Source organism: Candidatus Defluviilinea gracilis (assembly GCF_057138825.1).
The window spans coordinates 175557-191252 of sequence record NZ_DBNHEF010000079.1 but is presented as its reverse complement, the minus strand read 5'-3'; the positions used below and the strand labels follow the sequence as shown (position 1 = coordinate 191252).

The window sequence follows — 15696 nt, the reverse complement described above, 5'->3', positions numbered from 1 at the left end:
GATTTGAGATTTTTGCAGGATAGTCATTCGTAGGTCAGGCTTTTAGCCTGACGTGCTTCTAGCATTTGACATATGGCGGGTTAAAAACCCGCCCTACAAATACTTATGCAAGAGGTTGAATAGGAATCATCGGAGAAATTATTTTATGGATCCCATCGTTATTCTTCAGGCAGGCGTCGCCAGCGGAACCGTGCTCCTCTTTGCCACCTTGGGCGAAGTATTAGCCGAACGCTCTGGCGTGCTGAACCTCGGCGTGGAAGGCATGATGTTGATCGGCGCGATGACCGCCTTCAGCACGACCATCGCCACCGGCAACCCGTGGATCGGCGTGCTTGCCGCGATGATCGTGGCGGGCTTGCTTAGTCAGATCCACGCGTTCATTTCCATCACTCTGCAAGCCGATCAAGTGGTGAGCGGGCTTGCGCTCACGCTCGTTGGAGCGGGCATCAGTCTTGTGTTAGGCGAAGGCTTGAGCAAGGCGGGGACGGTTTCGCTCATGCCGAGTTTTTCCATCCCGTTGCTTGCGCTCATCCCGGTCATCGGTCCGATCTTCTTTACCAACCAAAGCGTATTGGTTTACATTGGATATTTACTGACGCCGCTCGCATGGTATTACATCAACCACACCCGCCCGGGTTTGCATCTTCGCGCAGTGGGTGAGTATCCCTCCGCGGCAGACGCGCTCGGCATCAACGTTTTTCGTTTGCGTTACGCGTACGTCTTCGTCGGTGGGATGCTGGCGGGGCTGGGCGGCGCGTCGATTAGTCTGGCAGTCGCGCCCGGCTGGTTCAGCGAACTGACCACGGGCGGGCAGGGCTGGATCGCGGTCGGACTCGTCATCTTCGCGCAGTGGGATCCGATCCGCGCGGCGATCGGTTCGTACGCGTTTGGCGCGCTCCGTCGTCTCATCCTCGACATTCAAGGTCCGCTCACCCTGCTCGGCTTTGACAATCCCTTTTACTACAACTCCTACCTCGGTTTCTTTTTGCAGATGATTCCCTACGCGTTCACGGTCATTGTGCTGGTGATCGGCTCGCGCGAATCGATCCGCAAACGTCTTGGCGCGCCCGCCGCGTTGGGCGTCCCGTACATTCGCGGCGAGAGAGGCAAGTAATTTTTACCGAGAAGGGCAAAGATCGTGAAGGAAAGAGTAAGTCTTCACATTTGCCGCGTTCAAGAAAATAATGCTGGATCACATCGCCTCCACTCTCCGCGAACAATGCGGACTCCATAAAGACAGACCCATCATTGCGGGCGTATCCGGCGGACCCGATAGCTTGTGTTTAATGAATGTGCTTCGCGCCGAGGGCTATCGAGTCATCGTCGCGCACTTCAACCACAAACTGCGTAACGATTCCGACGCGGATGCCAACACAGTCGAGCAAGCCGCGGGACGACTCAACCTCAAGTGGGTGATCGAAAATGGCGATGTGCGCGCTTTTGCCAGCGCGGAAAAACTATCGATCGAAGAAGCCGCGCGGATATTGCGTTATCGCTTTCTAATGAAGCAGGCTCGCCGTTACAAGGCGCAAGCTGTGGCAGTGGGTCACACGGCAGACGACCAGGTCGAAACCGTGCTCATGCACTTTGTTCGCGGCGCGGGCTTGGCGGGCTTGAAAGGCATGAGCCACCGCGCGATCATTCACATGTTCGACGATGAAATCCCCATTGTGCGCCCATTGCTCGATGTCTGGCGCGAAGAGACGGTCGTCTATTGCGCGGCAAACGGGTTTCGTCCGCGACACGACCCCAGCAACGCCTCGCTCGATTTTTTTCGCAACCGCTTGCGTCACCTGCTCATCCCCACTCTCGAATCATACAACCCGCGTTTCCGCGAGACGATCTGGCGCACATCGAAATCGCTGGCAGGCGATCACGAAATCCTGGTCAACGCGCTCGATGACGCATGGAAGGATGTCGTCGCCCAGGAAACAGCGGACTTCGTCGCCTTCGATATTTCCGCATTCGCCCAACAACGCGTCGGACTCCAAAGGAACCTGATTCGCCGCGCTATGGGGCATCTTCACCCCGACAACCTCGACGCGAGCTATGCCACCCTCGAACGCGCTGTCAATTTCATCGCAGACTCCGAGCATCCCACGCGCATGGATTTGTCGAAGGGTTTACATTTGTTGCGCGAAGGATCGTTGCTCTACGTTGTGCAGGGTCACATCACGCTCCCTGTGGAACGCTGGCCCCAACTTCCTCAAGGGCAATCGATGATCTCGTTGAGTATCCCCGGTCAGGTGGAATTATCGGGCGGTTGGAGACTCAACTGTGAACGCTGGAATATTGCCTCGCTTGCCATGGAAGAAGCAAAAGCGAATGAAGATCCGTTCCAGGTGTGGTTGGATGCGCAGGAATTATCTGGCTCGCTTGAACTCCGCGCTCGGGAGGACGGCGACCGCTTCGAGCCGCTCGGCATGGACGGTCACGAGGCGAAACTTTCCGATTTCTTTATCAACGTGAAACTGCCCCAGCGCGCGCGCGACCGCTGGCCCCTCTTATGTATTGGCGAGCGCGTGGTGTGGGTGCCCGGCTACCGCCTTGCGCATCCGTTTCGTTTAACGGAATCCACAAGGCAGGCGGTCTACTTCTCATTGACCAGAGATTGATTCACCCCAAGGAACACAAAGGGCGCTTAGGTATTCCCCGCAAGTTTTTGCAACTTAATGAACAACTCGCGCCATTGGATCTTCGACACGCCAAGTTTCTGGCGGATCGCATCCGGTTCCACACCGGCGCGATAATCGTTGAGGGCGCATGTCCAGCGGCACATGTCGAAGGAGAGGTGCTTGTTGAGTCCCGCTTCGTTGCTGACGTCTTCGAGCAGGTATTCCAATCGTCGTTGCGACCACGGAAAGAGTTTGTCCTCCGGCTTGTACTGGGCGGCATATTCCTCGTAGGCGGGAACCCAGTCTTCGGGCAGAGTGATCTTCCGTTCCTTGTAGCGATTCGCGGGGGTCGCATATTTGATGAAGACTTGCAGTCCGTTGGGCGAATCCAGTTCGAGATGCTCGAGTTTGATTCCGAGAGTCTCGCTCTTTTTGATCCCCGTTGACAATAACAAATACACCAACGCGTACGGACGCGCATCGGGCTTCGCGGCGCGGCGGTGACGATCTGCGGCGAGGAGAACTTCATCGTATTCTTTGGGAGTCAGCACAGTTGGGATGGGACTGATGGCAGAGCGTTGCGCCACCTTCTCGGCTGGGTCAACGACCAACGCGCCGAACTTATGCAACCAGCGAAACAGCGATTTGACCGCCGTGATGCGCCGCGCCAACGTCTTGGGACTGCATGGCACGTCGCGCTCTTTTTCCATCCATTCGAAGTAGCGGTTGAGTTCTTTGGTGGTCACTTTGCCGATGGTAACGTCTTCAGGCAGGAAGGTGGTGAGCAGGCGCACATCCGACAGGAAAGCTTTGATCGTGTTCGGCGAGCGTCCCTGGTCAGCGAGGTAACTCTCCCACGAGTTGATCGCGGTAACGAGCGGCGTGTTCTGGTTTAGGTGCGAGGCAATTTTCTCAGGCATGACATCTCCTCTTGTTCGTGTAGTTTAGCCGAGGAAAGAGGAGGTGTCAACTAGGGTAATCGCATTTGAAAATCTCGAGGCTCAAAACACGGTGTTATGCCTTCGAATCCGCTAATCTTCGCCAGTCTGCGCGAATTTTTCCGAGAAAGGTTAGCGTGAATTCGTGAGGATTAGCGGACAAAAAATCCAAATGCGATTGCCCTAAGGTGTCAACGGAGAAGTTTGATGATTACCATTGCTTATAATACAATCTGAATTACTATGCCTACCAACAAAACCGTCTGGTCCTCCGAGCAGGGCGACTTGCGAAAATCGCCATCTCCCTCATCGAGAGGGAGTCTTCCCCCTCAGCAACAAACCATCTACCTCCACCGCGAATCGGCGGGACGCGGCGGCAAGGCGGTGACGTTGGTGAGGAATCTTGTGTTATCGGCGGATGAGATGAAGTCGCTGGCGAAGAGGCTCAAGCAGGAGTGCGGCACAGGCGGAACGGTGAAGGACGGGGTGATCGAAATCCAAGGGGAGCATCGCGAGAAGATCGCGGGTTTGCTTATGAAGTTGGGATATAAAGTAAAAATCGCAGGTGGGTAAATTTGTAGACAGGATTATTCCTAGCCACCCGACAGCTTGGTTTTTGGACGCAGAAAAACGCAGATGGACGCAGATTTTTTTGCAAGCCATTCTGAAAAATCCATCTGTATCAGCGTTTTCAGCGTTCACACCGCACTGGCGCTCGGCGCAAGTGTCTGCGTCCCATTTTTAAAACTGTCAGGTAGGTAGGATTATTCTTGTGGTTAAGGATTCAGCCACGGATACTTCGACACTCCTTTCAGGCTCAGTACAAGTTTCACGAATTTGCGCGAAAAAAGCCGACCAAGTTGAATCTGGTCGGCTTTCGCTTTACGCGATTCGGGAAAAACAAAATCCGTGAGAATCTGTGAAATCCGTGGCTAATTACTTAAAGATTAAATTGGGAGGCAAGTCATCTCCTTGTTATTTGCTTAGCCGTCGAATTTCTTCCCCCGCGCAGATTTCTTTTTCATACAAAAACTCGCGGCGATAGATTTTCATCCCGAAGCTTGTGTAAAACTTGGCTGAGTCGGTGAAGCTTTGCGCATCGGTATCCAGGATGACGCGCCGCATCCCGTTTTGGTAAAAGGCATTGAATGCGGAAAGCATCAGGTTTTTGCCGACGCCTTTTCTGCGGAATTTGGGATTGGTGAACACACTGCCCACACGTCCCGTATTCGGGAATTCGACCAGTTTTGCATTGCACAGAATTCCGCCTGCCGCTTCATCGCCAACAAAAGCAATGAAGCAATAGCCTTGGGCGTTGGAATAGTAAGGATCGATAACAGGCTCGTCTTCATTGTTCTCTTCTTCAGGCTCGGCGCTTTCAAGGGGCGGGAGCGAATACGCGCCCCAATGATCCATGAACGCGGCATCTTGCACGGGGCTGACCAGATCCCAATCGTCATCGTTGTCTAAATCGAAAGAGCGGATCTTCATGTCACCTGAAAGCGCATGCTCGCTTTTAAGTTGAATGTCGTAATGCGCCCACGTGCGGATATTGGAAAAACCCGCCTCTTCAAACAATCGGATGGCTTCATCGTCCGATTCAAAGATATTGACCTGCAAGACGCATCTGACTCCCTTTGGGGCGTTCGCGCTTAGTTTGAACGCTTCCTCTTCTGCCCACTGGATCAGCATGGAGCCAGCGCCGGTATTCCAATGATCGGGGCGGACTCCGCCGCCTGTTTCAAAGACGAAGTTATTTTCCTTGTCTGCGACATAAGCATACCCGACGATATTTTTTTGCTCATCTTCAACAACAACTTTACTGCTTGAAAATGGAACATAACGGATCAAGCGGATATTGCCCGCGCCATCCACTACGGCGCGAGGGTTGGCGCGGTTGGCGTTCAACATATCCACGACTTGTGGGGCATCGGCGGAGGTGTAGTGTCGGAGGGTGTATGATGTCATGAGGTTTCCTTGATTTGAATCGTCCCGCAGGGTTGCTCGAACAATTCGCGTGGTTCAACCAACCTGTGGGACGTTTGGGCAATTATGCCACTGGTTTATTTTTGCGCCGCGCCGCGAACATCCCAACAAACAATCCCAGCAAACCGAGCAACATCATATTGCCAAGAGTATCGCCGACCTTCGGGTACAGCGTGTTGACGGATGTGATCGGCACGGTCATGTTTTGGATGCCGACAAATTCACTTTCAGGCTCCTCAAACGTGTCAATTTGATTGAGCACGTTGCCATACGCGTCGCTGACCAGCGAAACGCCCTGCCCTGTTTGGCGGAAAATTGTGACGCCATTTTCCACGGCGCGGAAGGCGACCATGTTCGCGTGGATGTCGCGCACGCCGAGCCAGTCTTGCGAGGGGACAATGAGCAGGTCCACATTTTGGGCGCCAGTTTGTTTGATGATGTTCGGGAAGTCCGCGTCCCAGCAGATCACCGCGCTGAGTTTGCCATAGGGTGTATCCACCGTCTGCAAAACGCCGTCGCCTTTGAGCGTGCCTTCGAACATATTGCCGCCATATTTGACGTGATGCAAAATCACGTCGCCGTTCGGGTCAATGATGCGGACGGAATTCACAGGCGGGGTTTGTCCGATGTCAAACGTCGGCGCGACGATATAGATATTTTCTTCTTTGGCGAGCATACCCGCATTGGCGATCATCGTCTCGATCTGGTCGGTTGTGCCAATTACGCCGCCTTCTTGAATGACGACGATGTTCGCGCCACTCTGAGCCAACATGCGGATCTGATTCAATTCTGCCGCGTGCAATTCATCCATGGCTTGACGAAAACCCGCTTCATCCCCGCTTTTGAATTGATTCAGCGACTGGGACAGAGTCCCCTCTGGGAGCGAAAAGCCCGCGATGACGGCGGTCTGCTTGGGTTGGGCAGGGAGCAGAATCCGGCCGAGGCTGAGAAGAAGGATGAGGGTGAGTAGCCCAGCCGAAGCCCAGGAAAGAGGCGAAGCGTTTCCTCCCCAAAAATGATTGACCACGCTGGCGAATAGACTCATCACGAAACTGATTCCCCAAATCCCAAAGATGGATGCGATCTGCATGGCGACGGGGAAGCCGCGTTGGGTGTATGCCAGCGCGCCGAACGAACCAAAGGGACTACCGCTGGCTTGGAAGAAGTCGAGCGCGGTGGCGGCGATGGGGTAGATGATGAGCGCCCATGCGGAGGCGGGGAAGCGAACGTGAAAGTAACGATCGATGACAACGGCAAGCAGGGTGATGGGCGCGACGGCAAGGAAGAAGCCGATTTCACCGAGGCGCGGGAAGAAGGTGGCGCCGCTCCACGAGACGATAAGCGGGATGGCGGTGGCGAGCCAGAGCAGGGCAAAGTCGAGCCCTGGTCTTTGGCTGTTGCGATAGAAGCGCAAGGCGAAGACGGGGACGATCCACGCGGCGAGAGGGAGGTTCCATTTGCCGCCGACGGCAATGAAATTGAGCGCGAAGATGATGAGCAGGTAGAGGTAGTTGGACATGAGGGACTCCTTGTTTGACGATGGGCGATTGACCATTGACGCTGGAGATCGTGTATCGCCTGTGGTCTATGGTCGAGATAGCGTCATTGTATGGATTTCCCCCGCTCGCCGCATCGTCCTTTCGGCGCGAAAGCGGACATTGTCCGTTCGGACAATATGCTTGTGGGTGGGTTGAAGTACAATGCGAAGCATGAACAGCCCCAACGTCAATCTTGACCGAAAAATAGTTTTCCCGTTCTATATCTTCCTGACCGTGCTGATGGGGTATTTGGGCGTGGCGGCGGTGATGTCTGTTTGGGAGGCGGGCGAAATGGCGGTGATCGTTTCAGTGATCGCGTTATTCGTTCTGCACATCGGGCTGTATTGGCTGAACGTGTTGTGGGTGGAGCGTAGTGAGCGCTGGCTTTTTTTCTATTACCCCGCGCAGACGGCGGCGATGGCGGGAATCGTCTTGTTGTTGAACGGACGCTCAGAAGTGGGACTGGCGTTTCTTTTTTCCGCCACCCTGTCCATTGTGGGAGAATCGCTGGGCGTTTGGGGCAATACGCGCCGCGCTTTTTTAATCGGCGTGTTTTACATCGCCTTGTTGCTGGGCATATTGTATTGGTTTTCCGACCGCGAGACCTTCTTCGGGTCGTTGACGGGATTGCTGGTCAACGGCGGGGCGATCATCTTATTCATGGTGATGTTCAACCACTTGTTCGCGCAACGCCAAAAGGCGATCGATCTCGCCGAAAGCCTCGAAAGCGCGAATGCCAAACTCGCCGCCTCCGCCGCCAAGATCGAGTCGCTGACGTTACAGAACGAACGCCAACGCATGGCGCGGGAGTTACACGACACGCTGGCGCAGGGCGTGGCGGGGTTGGTCTTGCAACTCGAAGCGGCGAAAGCGCATCTGGCGTCGCATCGAAATGAACGCGCCGCCGCCATCGTCGAGCAGTCCATTGCGCGGGCGCGAAGCACGCTGGCAGAATCTCGCGCCGCGATTGACGATTTGCGGGCGGCGCCGAGCAAGATCGAAGACTCGGTCCAGGAAAGGATCGAACGCTTCACACGCGCGACGGGTATTCCATGCGAAAGTGAAATCGTGGTGAACGAGAATCAGCTTTCCCCCGAAACGATGAATCACGCGCTGAACATTCTGGGCGAGTCGTTGACCAATGTTGCGCGTCACGCGCAGGCGGCGCGGGTGAGGATAAAATTCATCGCGCAAGGTCAAACGCTCGAACTTGAAGTCTGCGATAATGGCAAAGGCTTCGACGTGAATCGGCAGGCAAAAGGTCGCTACGGGCTGGTGGGGATGCGCGAGCGGGCGCGGCTCACAGGCGGAATACTCTCCATCCAATCCGATTTAAATGGAACGTGCGTGCAATTCGTGATGGGGAGGTCGTGATGATCCGCGTGATGATCACGGATGACCATCTCATCGTCCGCGAGGGATTGCGATTGATTCTCGAAACAGCCGACGATATCGAAGTCGTTGGCGAGGCGGTGGATGGCGCGGAATGTCTGGAGTTAACGAAAAAACTCAACCCGCAAGTCATCCTCATGGATCTGCAAATGCCGCGCATGGACGGCATCACCGCCATCGAGCGCCTGCGAAAAGATTTTCCCGCAATCGCCATTGTCATCCTCACCACCTACAACGAAGACGATCTAATGATCCGCGGTTTGCAAGCGGGCGCGCGCGGTTATCTGCTCAAAGACTCGAGCCGCGAAAGTTTATTGGATACGATCCGCGCCGCCGCGAAGGGCGAGACGTTGCTCAAGCCGGAGATTCTCGCCCGCGTCCTCGCGCCTCAGACGCAGGGGAAGCCTGTTTCGCCCATCCAAGCCGACTCCACTCTGACAGAGCGCGAACTGGAGGTGTTGCAATCCGCCGCAAAAGGCGAGCGCAACAAAGAGATCGCTTATCAATTGGGAATCACCGAAAGAACGGTCAAGGCGCACTTGCAAAGCATCTACCAAAAATTTGGCGTCGATTCGCGCGCGGCGGCTGTGGCTGTGGCGGCAGGCAAGGGGTTGTTAGGAACGTGACGTGAAAGGTATCACCCTGTGAGTTAGTTCACCTGATGCAGTTCAATCCCACAGGATTAGGATTTACGCAGTTGAATCTGTTGCGCCGTAGTTGACTGCGGTGGCGGCAGTGCAACTGCCCGCCAACTGCGTAAGTCCTGAGGATGCAAGAAAACAGCCCTGCGATTTGTTTCGCAGGGCTGTTTTCTTGTTATTCACTTGACGATCAATCCAAGTCAAGTAGGTTGAATCTGTTTACGGGACGAAAGTCCCACCGCCGAAGTCGTCGAAGTAGGCGTCTTTGGCGTTGATGAACCAGAGTCCGATGCGGCCGCCTTTGGGGTTGAAGAAAGCCTGGTCGCCGGCGTTGAGGGTGACAGCGCCAATCTCGACGCCGTTCTTGTAGATCAGCACCAAGCCGTTGGAGAGAGCGCGCGCGCCGAACTGATCGCCATCCGCGAAGGTGACGGGGATCTGGCTATAGCCGTACCATGCGAGCGTGTCGGGGCGGTAGGTCCACACGGTGACTGTGTTGGTGTTGGCGTCGTATAACACTTCGATCACGCCAGAACCCCAGTTGGGCAGGATCGAACCCTGAACTTTCAACAGCAGGTTTTGTTCGAGCCCGTCCTCGTCCACATCGGTGAGGGTTACGAAGACTTCTTGATCCACGCCGAAAGCGTTCCGCCAGTAGATCGGTCCGTTGTTGCGCACGTCCACCATTTGATTGCCGACGATCTTGTACGCGCTGGTGGAGCCGCGCCAGTTGGGTCCGAGCGCGGAACCGGGGCGATTGAAATTGTCAAGCACGGAGGCGCTTGGGAAGGGCGGATCAAGTTCCAGTCCGATAAGAACCGGGTCGTGATCCGATGAACGGTAGGCATCCGGCGCGTAAATGGCTTCCTGCGCGGCTTGTTTGAAGGACGTGTCGTAGTCGATCAGGTCGGCTTCATCGGAGTTGATGTGCCAGTCTGCCATGCCGGTCACCTGGCGGAAGAGCGAGCTGTTTGCCAAGCCGTAATCGAGGTAGCCAGTTTGTCCGTCGAACACGTACGAGTAGGCATCCTCACCCTGGAAGTGGAAGGCAAGGTCGGTGTAATCGTCGCTGGTGCCGGCGGTATCGTCTGAGCCAGCCTTGATGGCGTCGATGGGGTCTTCCTTGTCGTACGAGTTGAGGTCGCCGATGATGAGGAAGTCGGCGTCGTTGCTATTGGTCGGGTCGGTGGCGAGCCAGTCCACAATGGCTTGCGCGGCGGCTTTGCGGGTCTGATTGCAGTTGCCCTGACCATCGCCAAGATCCGGGTCGCCAACGTCGGCGCAGGCGGAGCCTTTGGATTTGAGGTGGTTGATGACAACCGTGAAGCGCGCGCCGGTGGCGATCTCTTCGAAGGTTTGAGCGAGCGCCGGGCGGCTCTTGCTGTCGTTGAAGCGCGGGTCGACCGATGAATCGAGGATGGCGAAGTTGCCAACCGGTACAACCGTGCTTGTTTTGTAGACGAAGCCCACGCGGATCGCATCGCCGCCGATGACGCCAGTGTCGATGAAGGAATAGGCGCCGGGTCCGAAGGTTGCGTTGAGTCCGGCTACGATCCCGTTGGTGGGGTCGCCGAGCGGGCTGACGCCGGGGGTGTTTTCCAATTCGTTCAAGCCGATCACGTCGGCGTTCAAGCCGGTGAGCGCGGCGAGCAGTTTATTGCGCTGGCGTTGGAATTCCAACGGCTGGCTGGCGTCGGCGCCGCGACAGTCGAGGTTTTGATTCGCGCCGCATGGGCCGGGTCCGGTATCGCTGTTCGTGGTATCGAGCGTCAGGAAGAAGTTGAGCGTGTTCATCGAGGCAACTTTGATACTGCCGCCAACATCTTCGGGAGAGGCCGGGCGCGGGTTAACAGAGGCATACGATGCGCCCTGCGTCGGCTGGATTCTGTAAATGTTGAACGAGTAATCCATGACGCCGGTCACGTTCGCAAGCGTATCTCCGCCGCGGAAGAGGTTCGAGAGATCGAACGGGCTTCCGTTGGGGTGGATGGCTGGGTCCGGGTTGGAAGTCGAGCGCCCATCGTCGAGGGTGATTTTATCGAGCAGGAAATCTTGCACGGCTTGCGTCACCTGCGGCGAGCCGGGTTCAAATTGGGCGGTGGGGGTGAGGTGGCGTTCCGAAGTTAACACGATCTCGTTGAAGCGGTCGAAGTTAAAGTATTCGGAAATCACCAACGCCTGCGGGAAGGTCACGCGCATGCCTTCAAAAGGCTCGAAATCTGTAACGGCGCTCACAGGCAGTGATACGGTTGCGGCGGTGGGGAGCGGATTGCCACTGCTTAGCACTGTCACGCCGGTGAAGGCTGTAATCTCGGTTAAGCCATTGAATTCAGAGACAACGCCTACAACTTGCACGAGGTCGCCAATCGCCACATTGACCGCCGGGGAAGATCCATCGAAGACAAAGATGCCTTCCGAGGTAAGCGGGTCGGCGTCTGCATCGGCATCCTCTTCTTGCGCGTGGAAGCCGTTGAGGTCGCCGTTCGCGCCGCTGGCGCCATCCTGGAAATCGCCAACGACGATACCTTTAATGACTACAGTCTGCCCAGCCACTGGGGAGGAGGCGCCGTTGCCCTGAACATCATGGATCTTATTTTCGGCGGGGCATCCGGCAAACTGACTGCCATCCACTTTTTTGCCGGGCGAGAATAACGACCCGCCCGAGCCGGTAGCGATGGAATGTTTGACAAGCGGGTCAGCCCCAGTTACGTCTGGGTCGCGCGTCAGGGATTGATTGTCGCCGCCTTCCGCGCCGTATGTGTAACTTGCCACATCCACCGCGCCGTTATTCAACGTGACGGTATCGCCGGTGTTGTTCAATCCCAACTGCCCGGCGGAAGCCGTTTGCACTAGGCTGAAGCCGAATGTGCCGGCAGGTGTGCCGCCCGCGAACACGACGATCGAACAACTGGCAGGGATGACCGTGCCGGCAGGGAAAGTGTGACGCGCGCTATTGCCATCGCTTAACGTCCAGCCGCTAATGTCTAAACTCGCCGGTTCGTTGTTAACGATCTCGACAAATTCATCCTGGGTGGCGTTGGCTGTGCCGTCGCCGTTCGCATCGCCATTGGCGGCATCCGGGTCGGCGTGGATTTCATTGATGACGATGGCGACAGGTTCCTGGACTGTCAATGCGATCGAAGTATTTCCTGAGCGCAGTTCCGCATCGGTAATGGAACACGCCAAAGTCTTGACGCCTTCGCTTGTGCCGCCGTCCACCGTCGCAGAGAATGAGAAGATATTGTCGCCGGCGGCGGCATCCCCATTCAAGCCGTCATCGAGAAACGCCTGTGTGGCGCTCCCGCCGATGGATGAAAGATCGCAACTCACCGCCAAGCCTGTGCTGGCAGGGTTTGTGCCGGGCGTCACAGTGACCGCGAGCAGGCTGGGGTCGCCTGGCGCCACGGTCGCCGGGGTGGCGGAGCCTGCGCCGGATGGATTCGTGGGACCAGCCACAACAAATGTCTGACCGGTGTTGGGGCTTCCAAACGTGTGGGCGGCTGTAGATGCCCAGGTGAAATCACCGTATGCGTCGCCACTGCCGGTCAATTGTAGAGATGAACCTACAGTTGTCGAACTCGACTGGGCGACTCCAATATCTGTGCTGGTCATACCGTTGGCGGGTCCGTTTGTTGCGGTAAAGCTACCTTCATAGCTCAGAAACTGGATAACCGTATCGCTGGCATTGACCAACGCGATACCGTCTGGGGCTCCGTTTTGTATCCCATTCAACGGGTAGGAAAGGAAGACCGTCCCATAGCCGCCTTGTTGATTCGGGATCGTTCCGCTTAATGCGTCGGTATCGTAAGTCGCTCCGCCGGAGCCATTGTAAAGGACAATGTCCCAGCCTGTCAGGTCGGTGCCTGCAGGGCCAGCGACTTCGATCGATTCGCCGGCATCGTCGCCGGCATTGTCGTAATGGATTTCGTTAATGAAGATTGTCGAGGTGGGGTTGGAAAACGAGCGCGGCGCCGCTTGGGCAACCTGGGCGGTTGATACTCCGCTCAAGATCAGCGCCAGAATCAAACTGACTGAAAACAACTTAGGTAGGTACCTTTTCATACGTTTCTCCTCAGAAAATATGGATGGGTTGGTATGCGCAAACATGCCTCAAAGGCTGGTCGGTTGTGAAGTTCGGTTTTTACGAACGCAAGCACCTCCTCATATCGATCACAATCGAACCAGAGTATTCCGATTCCCCGCCCGCCCATTTTAGATGAAGGGCAATAAAAAGGCAAGGCAAGTGTAACCAATTGCTCGATCCGGTCTGCGGTACGCCCGGTTCACGATTTTAGTTTCATCACTTTTTTCTCTCTACCGTACATTTGCACCGCTAAGTGTCGCCATGGCGCCATGCGACACCCGCAAAGCCTGTACTGAGCGAAGCCGAAGTGAACGCAAAGAAAACCTTTTTCACTTGGCGACCTTAGCGTGCTTTGCGGTAAAAATCTTTCATGTACGGTAGAAAAACTTTTTTCAATTCTTCGTGCGGCAATGCCTTCACAGAAAACCCAAGATGCCCGGTCATATCTTCTGCCGCGACCATCGAGTTGATAATGGCTTCTTCCGTCGCAAACACTGTCGCGTGCAACAGCGGATTGAGCCGTTCGTTGTCGAGCGCTTTCAGATCAACCACTCCGCTTTTACCCGCCAGCGCGGCGTTGGGATTCGCCGTTGAGAACGCGAGAAAGATATCGCCCGAGCCGTTGCCGCCCAACGACCCCGTCCGCGCCATGCCCAACGATACGCGCTTCGCGATCCGCTTGAGTTGATGCGGCAACACAGGCGCGTCAGTAGCGATTACCACGATCAACGAACCCTGTTCTTGTTTATATGGGTTCTCGCCGTTCGTCCATGCGCTATGTTCGGTGAGATATCGCCCCACAGGCACGCCCGCGATCGTCAACTGATAGCGGACTCCAAAATTGGATTGCGCGAACGCGCCGACCATCCACCCGCCGAATCGTTCAGGAAGTTTTCTGGAGGAGGTCCCGCTCCCGCCTTTGAACTCGTAACTCATCATGCCCGTCCCGCCGCCCACGTTTCCCTCCTCGAGTGGACCTGATTCGGCTTTCCTCAGCGCTTCTCGCGCGTGATGCGGTTTGACGAAGAATCCGTTCATATCGTTGAGCCAGCCATCGGCGGTCTCTGCCACCACCGGGCACGACCATTTCTGAAACAGGGCATTGTTCTCCGCCTGCCATTCGATGATCGTATCGCGCACAATTCCCACCGAGTGCGTGTTCGTGATGCCGATGGGACCTTCGAGAAAGCCGCCTTCCTCCACCCATGCCGCACCGGTCATTTCGCCGTTGCCATTAAAAGGAAACCACGCCGCAAACACCGGGTCATGATTTGCTTTTCCGCGAGGGTGGATAATGGTGACCCCTGTCCGCGCCGACTCGCCTTCGATGATCGTTGAATAACCGACTTCGACGCCCGCCACATCGGTAATCGCGTTGTACTTTCCTGTGTTCCCCTCAAATGGAATCCCCAAATCTCGCGCGCGTGGTTTTTTCATACATGTCTCCGTTGAGATAAAGATACTATGCGGGTTACGGGTTATGCGTTGAGCAATACGTAGCGCGTATGAATCCGTTCATTGAGTTGCCTTCGCCAGCCCAACTAACTGCCTTGCCACATCCTGCATAATTTCGTCTGGCGCGCCATCCACCGCTTTCGATTGGATGCGGGTATCGATCTGGTCGTTGACATAATCCACAGCGACAAAATCTTCAAGTGTGAGAGCGATCTCGGTGGTGAACCAATCTAAACGGCAGAGTGAAGCGATCGTCTGGGTGATGTGGCGTAGCGGGGCGAGTCCATATCGATGTTCCTCTGCCGTTGTAACCTCGGCATACACGTGCGTGAACGGGTGCCACCAGCAGGGATGGGTTTTTCCCGCCGCATAGAAAACTCGGAACCAGGCGGGGCGTCCCTGAATGGTGCGGGGAATGATTGTGGCTTGAAGCAGGTATTTCTGTTTGGGGAATTGCATGCGCGCGCGCAACACCTGCTCGAGGGAGAAAGCGCCCAGAACAACTCCTTCGCCGCCTCCCTCGTTGGAGGGTTTGATCACGAATTGAGATCCGAGCGGGTTCAGGTCCAGTTCGGGAAGGATGGGTTGTTCAAGAAAAGGAGGAAGCAGTATTGTGTGAGGCGTGATGACGCCCGCTGTGATGAGTTCGAGGTGCATTGTGGCTTTGTCTTCGGACCAAAGAGACAGTTCGGCGGGGTTGATCCGTTTTTTGCCGTGTTCTTTTGCCCAATTGTTGATCGGGAGGAAGCGGTCCTCGCCTTGTGAGCGGTCTAGCAACGTGTGGAAGGTGTGTTCGCCTTTGTACAGCGCGTTGACCGATTCGAGTAAGTTGTCTGGCGTGACCTGCCAGAGCGTCAGCCCCTGTTCTTTACAGGCTTTTTCGACAAGTTGAACAAAGTCAATATCATATTCCCAATACCACGGCAGGCAGATGTCGTGCTGCATAGGGGAATTGTAAGGGATGAAGGGGACAAGGCGCAAGACAGGAGAGTACGAGATATGAGATATGAGATACGGATTTCTGCGCATCTGCTTGCACGGTTCTAC

Annotated in this window: 12 protein-coding genes; 6 read left to right on the top strand and 6 right to left on the bottom strand. The window is 55.7% G+C overall.

The window, feature by feature from the left end:
• Positions 1–145 precede the first annotated feature (145 nt).
• A complete protein-coding gene (locus AC16KF_RS16370) occupies positions 146–1114 on the top strand; it encodes an ABC transporter permease (protein ID WP_484038422.1) in 969 nt (322 codons plus the stop codon).
• Between the two features lie 70 nt (positions 1115–1184).
• Positions 1185–2615, top strand: a complete 1431-nt coding sequence (gene tilS / locus AC16KF_RS16365; protein WP_484038421.1) for a tRNA lysidine(34) synthetase TilS — start codon at positions 1185–1187, stop codon at positions 2613–2615.
• A 26-nt stretch (positions 2616–2641) separates the two neighbouring features.
• Here the strand turns inward: tilS and AC16KF_RS16360 are convergent, their stop codons facing one another.
• Positions 2642–3535 (bottom strand): tyrosine-type recombinase/integrase, encoded by an 894-nt coding sequence (locus AC16KF_RS16360; RefSeq protein ID WP_484038420.1) that lies wholly within the window; start codon positions 3533–3535, stop codon positions 2642–2644.
• Between the two features lie 261 nt (positions 3536–3796).
• On the opposite strand from AC16KF_RS16360, the gene AC16KF_RS16355 reads away from it, so the two are divergent.
• Positions 3797–4126: a stress response translation initiation inhibitor YciH gene (locus AC16KF_RS16355; protein WP_484038419.1), complete on the top strand. Its 330-nt coding sequence runs from the start codon at positions 3797–3799 to the stop codon at positions 4124–4126.
• A gap of 402 nt (positions 4127–4528) precedes the next feature.
• Here the strand turns inward: AC16KF_RS16355 and AC16KF_RS16350 are convergent, their stop codons facing one another.
• Positions 4529–5521 (bottom strand): GNAT family N-acetyltransferase, encoded by a 993-nt coding sequence (locus AC16KF_RS16350; RefSeq protein ID WP_484038418.1) that lies wholly within the window; start codon positions 5519–5521, stop codon positions 4529–4531.
• Positions 5522–5603: 82 nt separating this feature from the next.
• Positions 5604–7058 (bottom strand): nitrilase-related carbon-nitrogen hydrolase, encoded by a 1455-nt coding sequence (locus AC16KF_RS16345; RefSeq protein ID WP_484038417.1) that lies wholly within the window; start codon positions 7056–7058, stop codon positions 5604–5606.
• Between the two features lie 90 nt (positions 7059–7148).
• Between AC16KF_RS16345 and AC16KF_RS16340 the strand changes: the two genes are divergently transcribed.
• Genes AC16KF_RS16340 through AC16KF_RS16330 form a run of 3 tightly spaced genes read left to right on the top strand, consistent with a single transcriptional unit; the run spans position 7149 to position 9095 of the window.
• Complete coding sequence (locus AC16KF_RS16340; protein ID WP_484038416.1) at positions 7149–7274, top strand: hypothetical protein; 126 nt, start codon at positions 7149–7151, stop codon at positions 7272–7274.
• A complete protein-coding gene (locus AC16KF_RS16335) occupies positions 7249–8451 on the top strand; it encodes a histidine kinase (RefSeq protein ID WP_484038415.1) in 1203 nt (400 codons plus the stop codon). The genes AC16KF_RS16340 and AC16KF_RS16335 overlap by 26 nt, the downstream gene beginning before the upstream one ends.
• Positions 8451–9095: a response regulator gene (locus AC16KF_RS16330; RefSeq protein WP_484038414.1), complete on the top strand. Its 645-nt coding sequence runs from the start codon at positions 8451–8453 to the stop codon at positions 9093–9095. The genes AC16KF_RS16335 and AC16KF_RS16330 overlap by 1 nt, the downstream gene beginning before the upstream one ends.
• A 234-nt stretch (positions 9096–9329) precedes the next feature.
• Here AC16KF_RS16330 and AC16KF_RS16325 read toward each other — a convergent pair whose 3' ends face one another.
• The 3 genes from AC16KF_RS16325 to AC16KF_RS16315 all read right to left on the bottom strand — a co-directional run bounded on the left by AC16KF_RS16325 (position 9330) and on the right by AC16KF_RS16315 (position 15594).
• A complete protein-coding gene (locus tag AC16KF_RS16325) occupies positions 9330–13172 on the bottom strand; it encodes an ExeM/NucH family extracellular endonuclease (protein WP_484038413.1) in 3843 nt (1280 codons plus the stop codon).
• 364 nt (positions 13173–13536) lie between these two features.
• Positions 13537–14631 carry a DmpA family aminopeptidase gene (locus AC16KF_RS16320; protein ID WP_484038412.1) on the bottom strand — a complete coding sequence of 365 codons (1095 nt, stop codon included), beginning with the start codon at positions 14629–14631 and terminating at the stop codon, positions 13537–13539.
• Positions 14632–14709: 78 nt separating this feature from the next.
• Positions 14710–15594, bottom strand: coding sequence for an ATP-grasp domain-containing protein (locus tag AC16KF_RS16315; protein ID WP_484038411.1), 885 nt, complete (start codon positions 15592–15594; stop codon positions 14710–14712).
• Positions 15595–15696 lie beyond the last annotated feature (102 nt).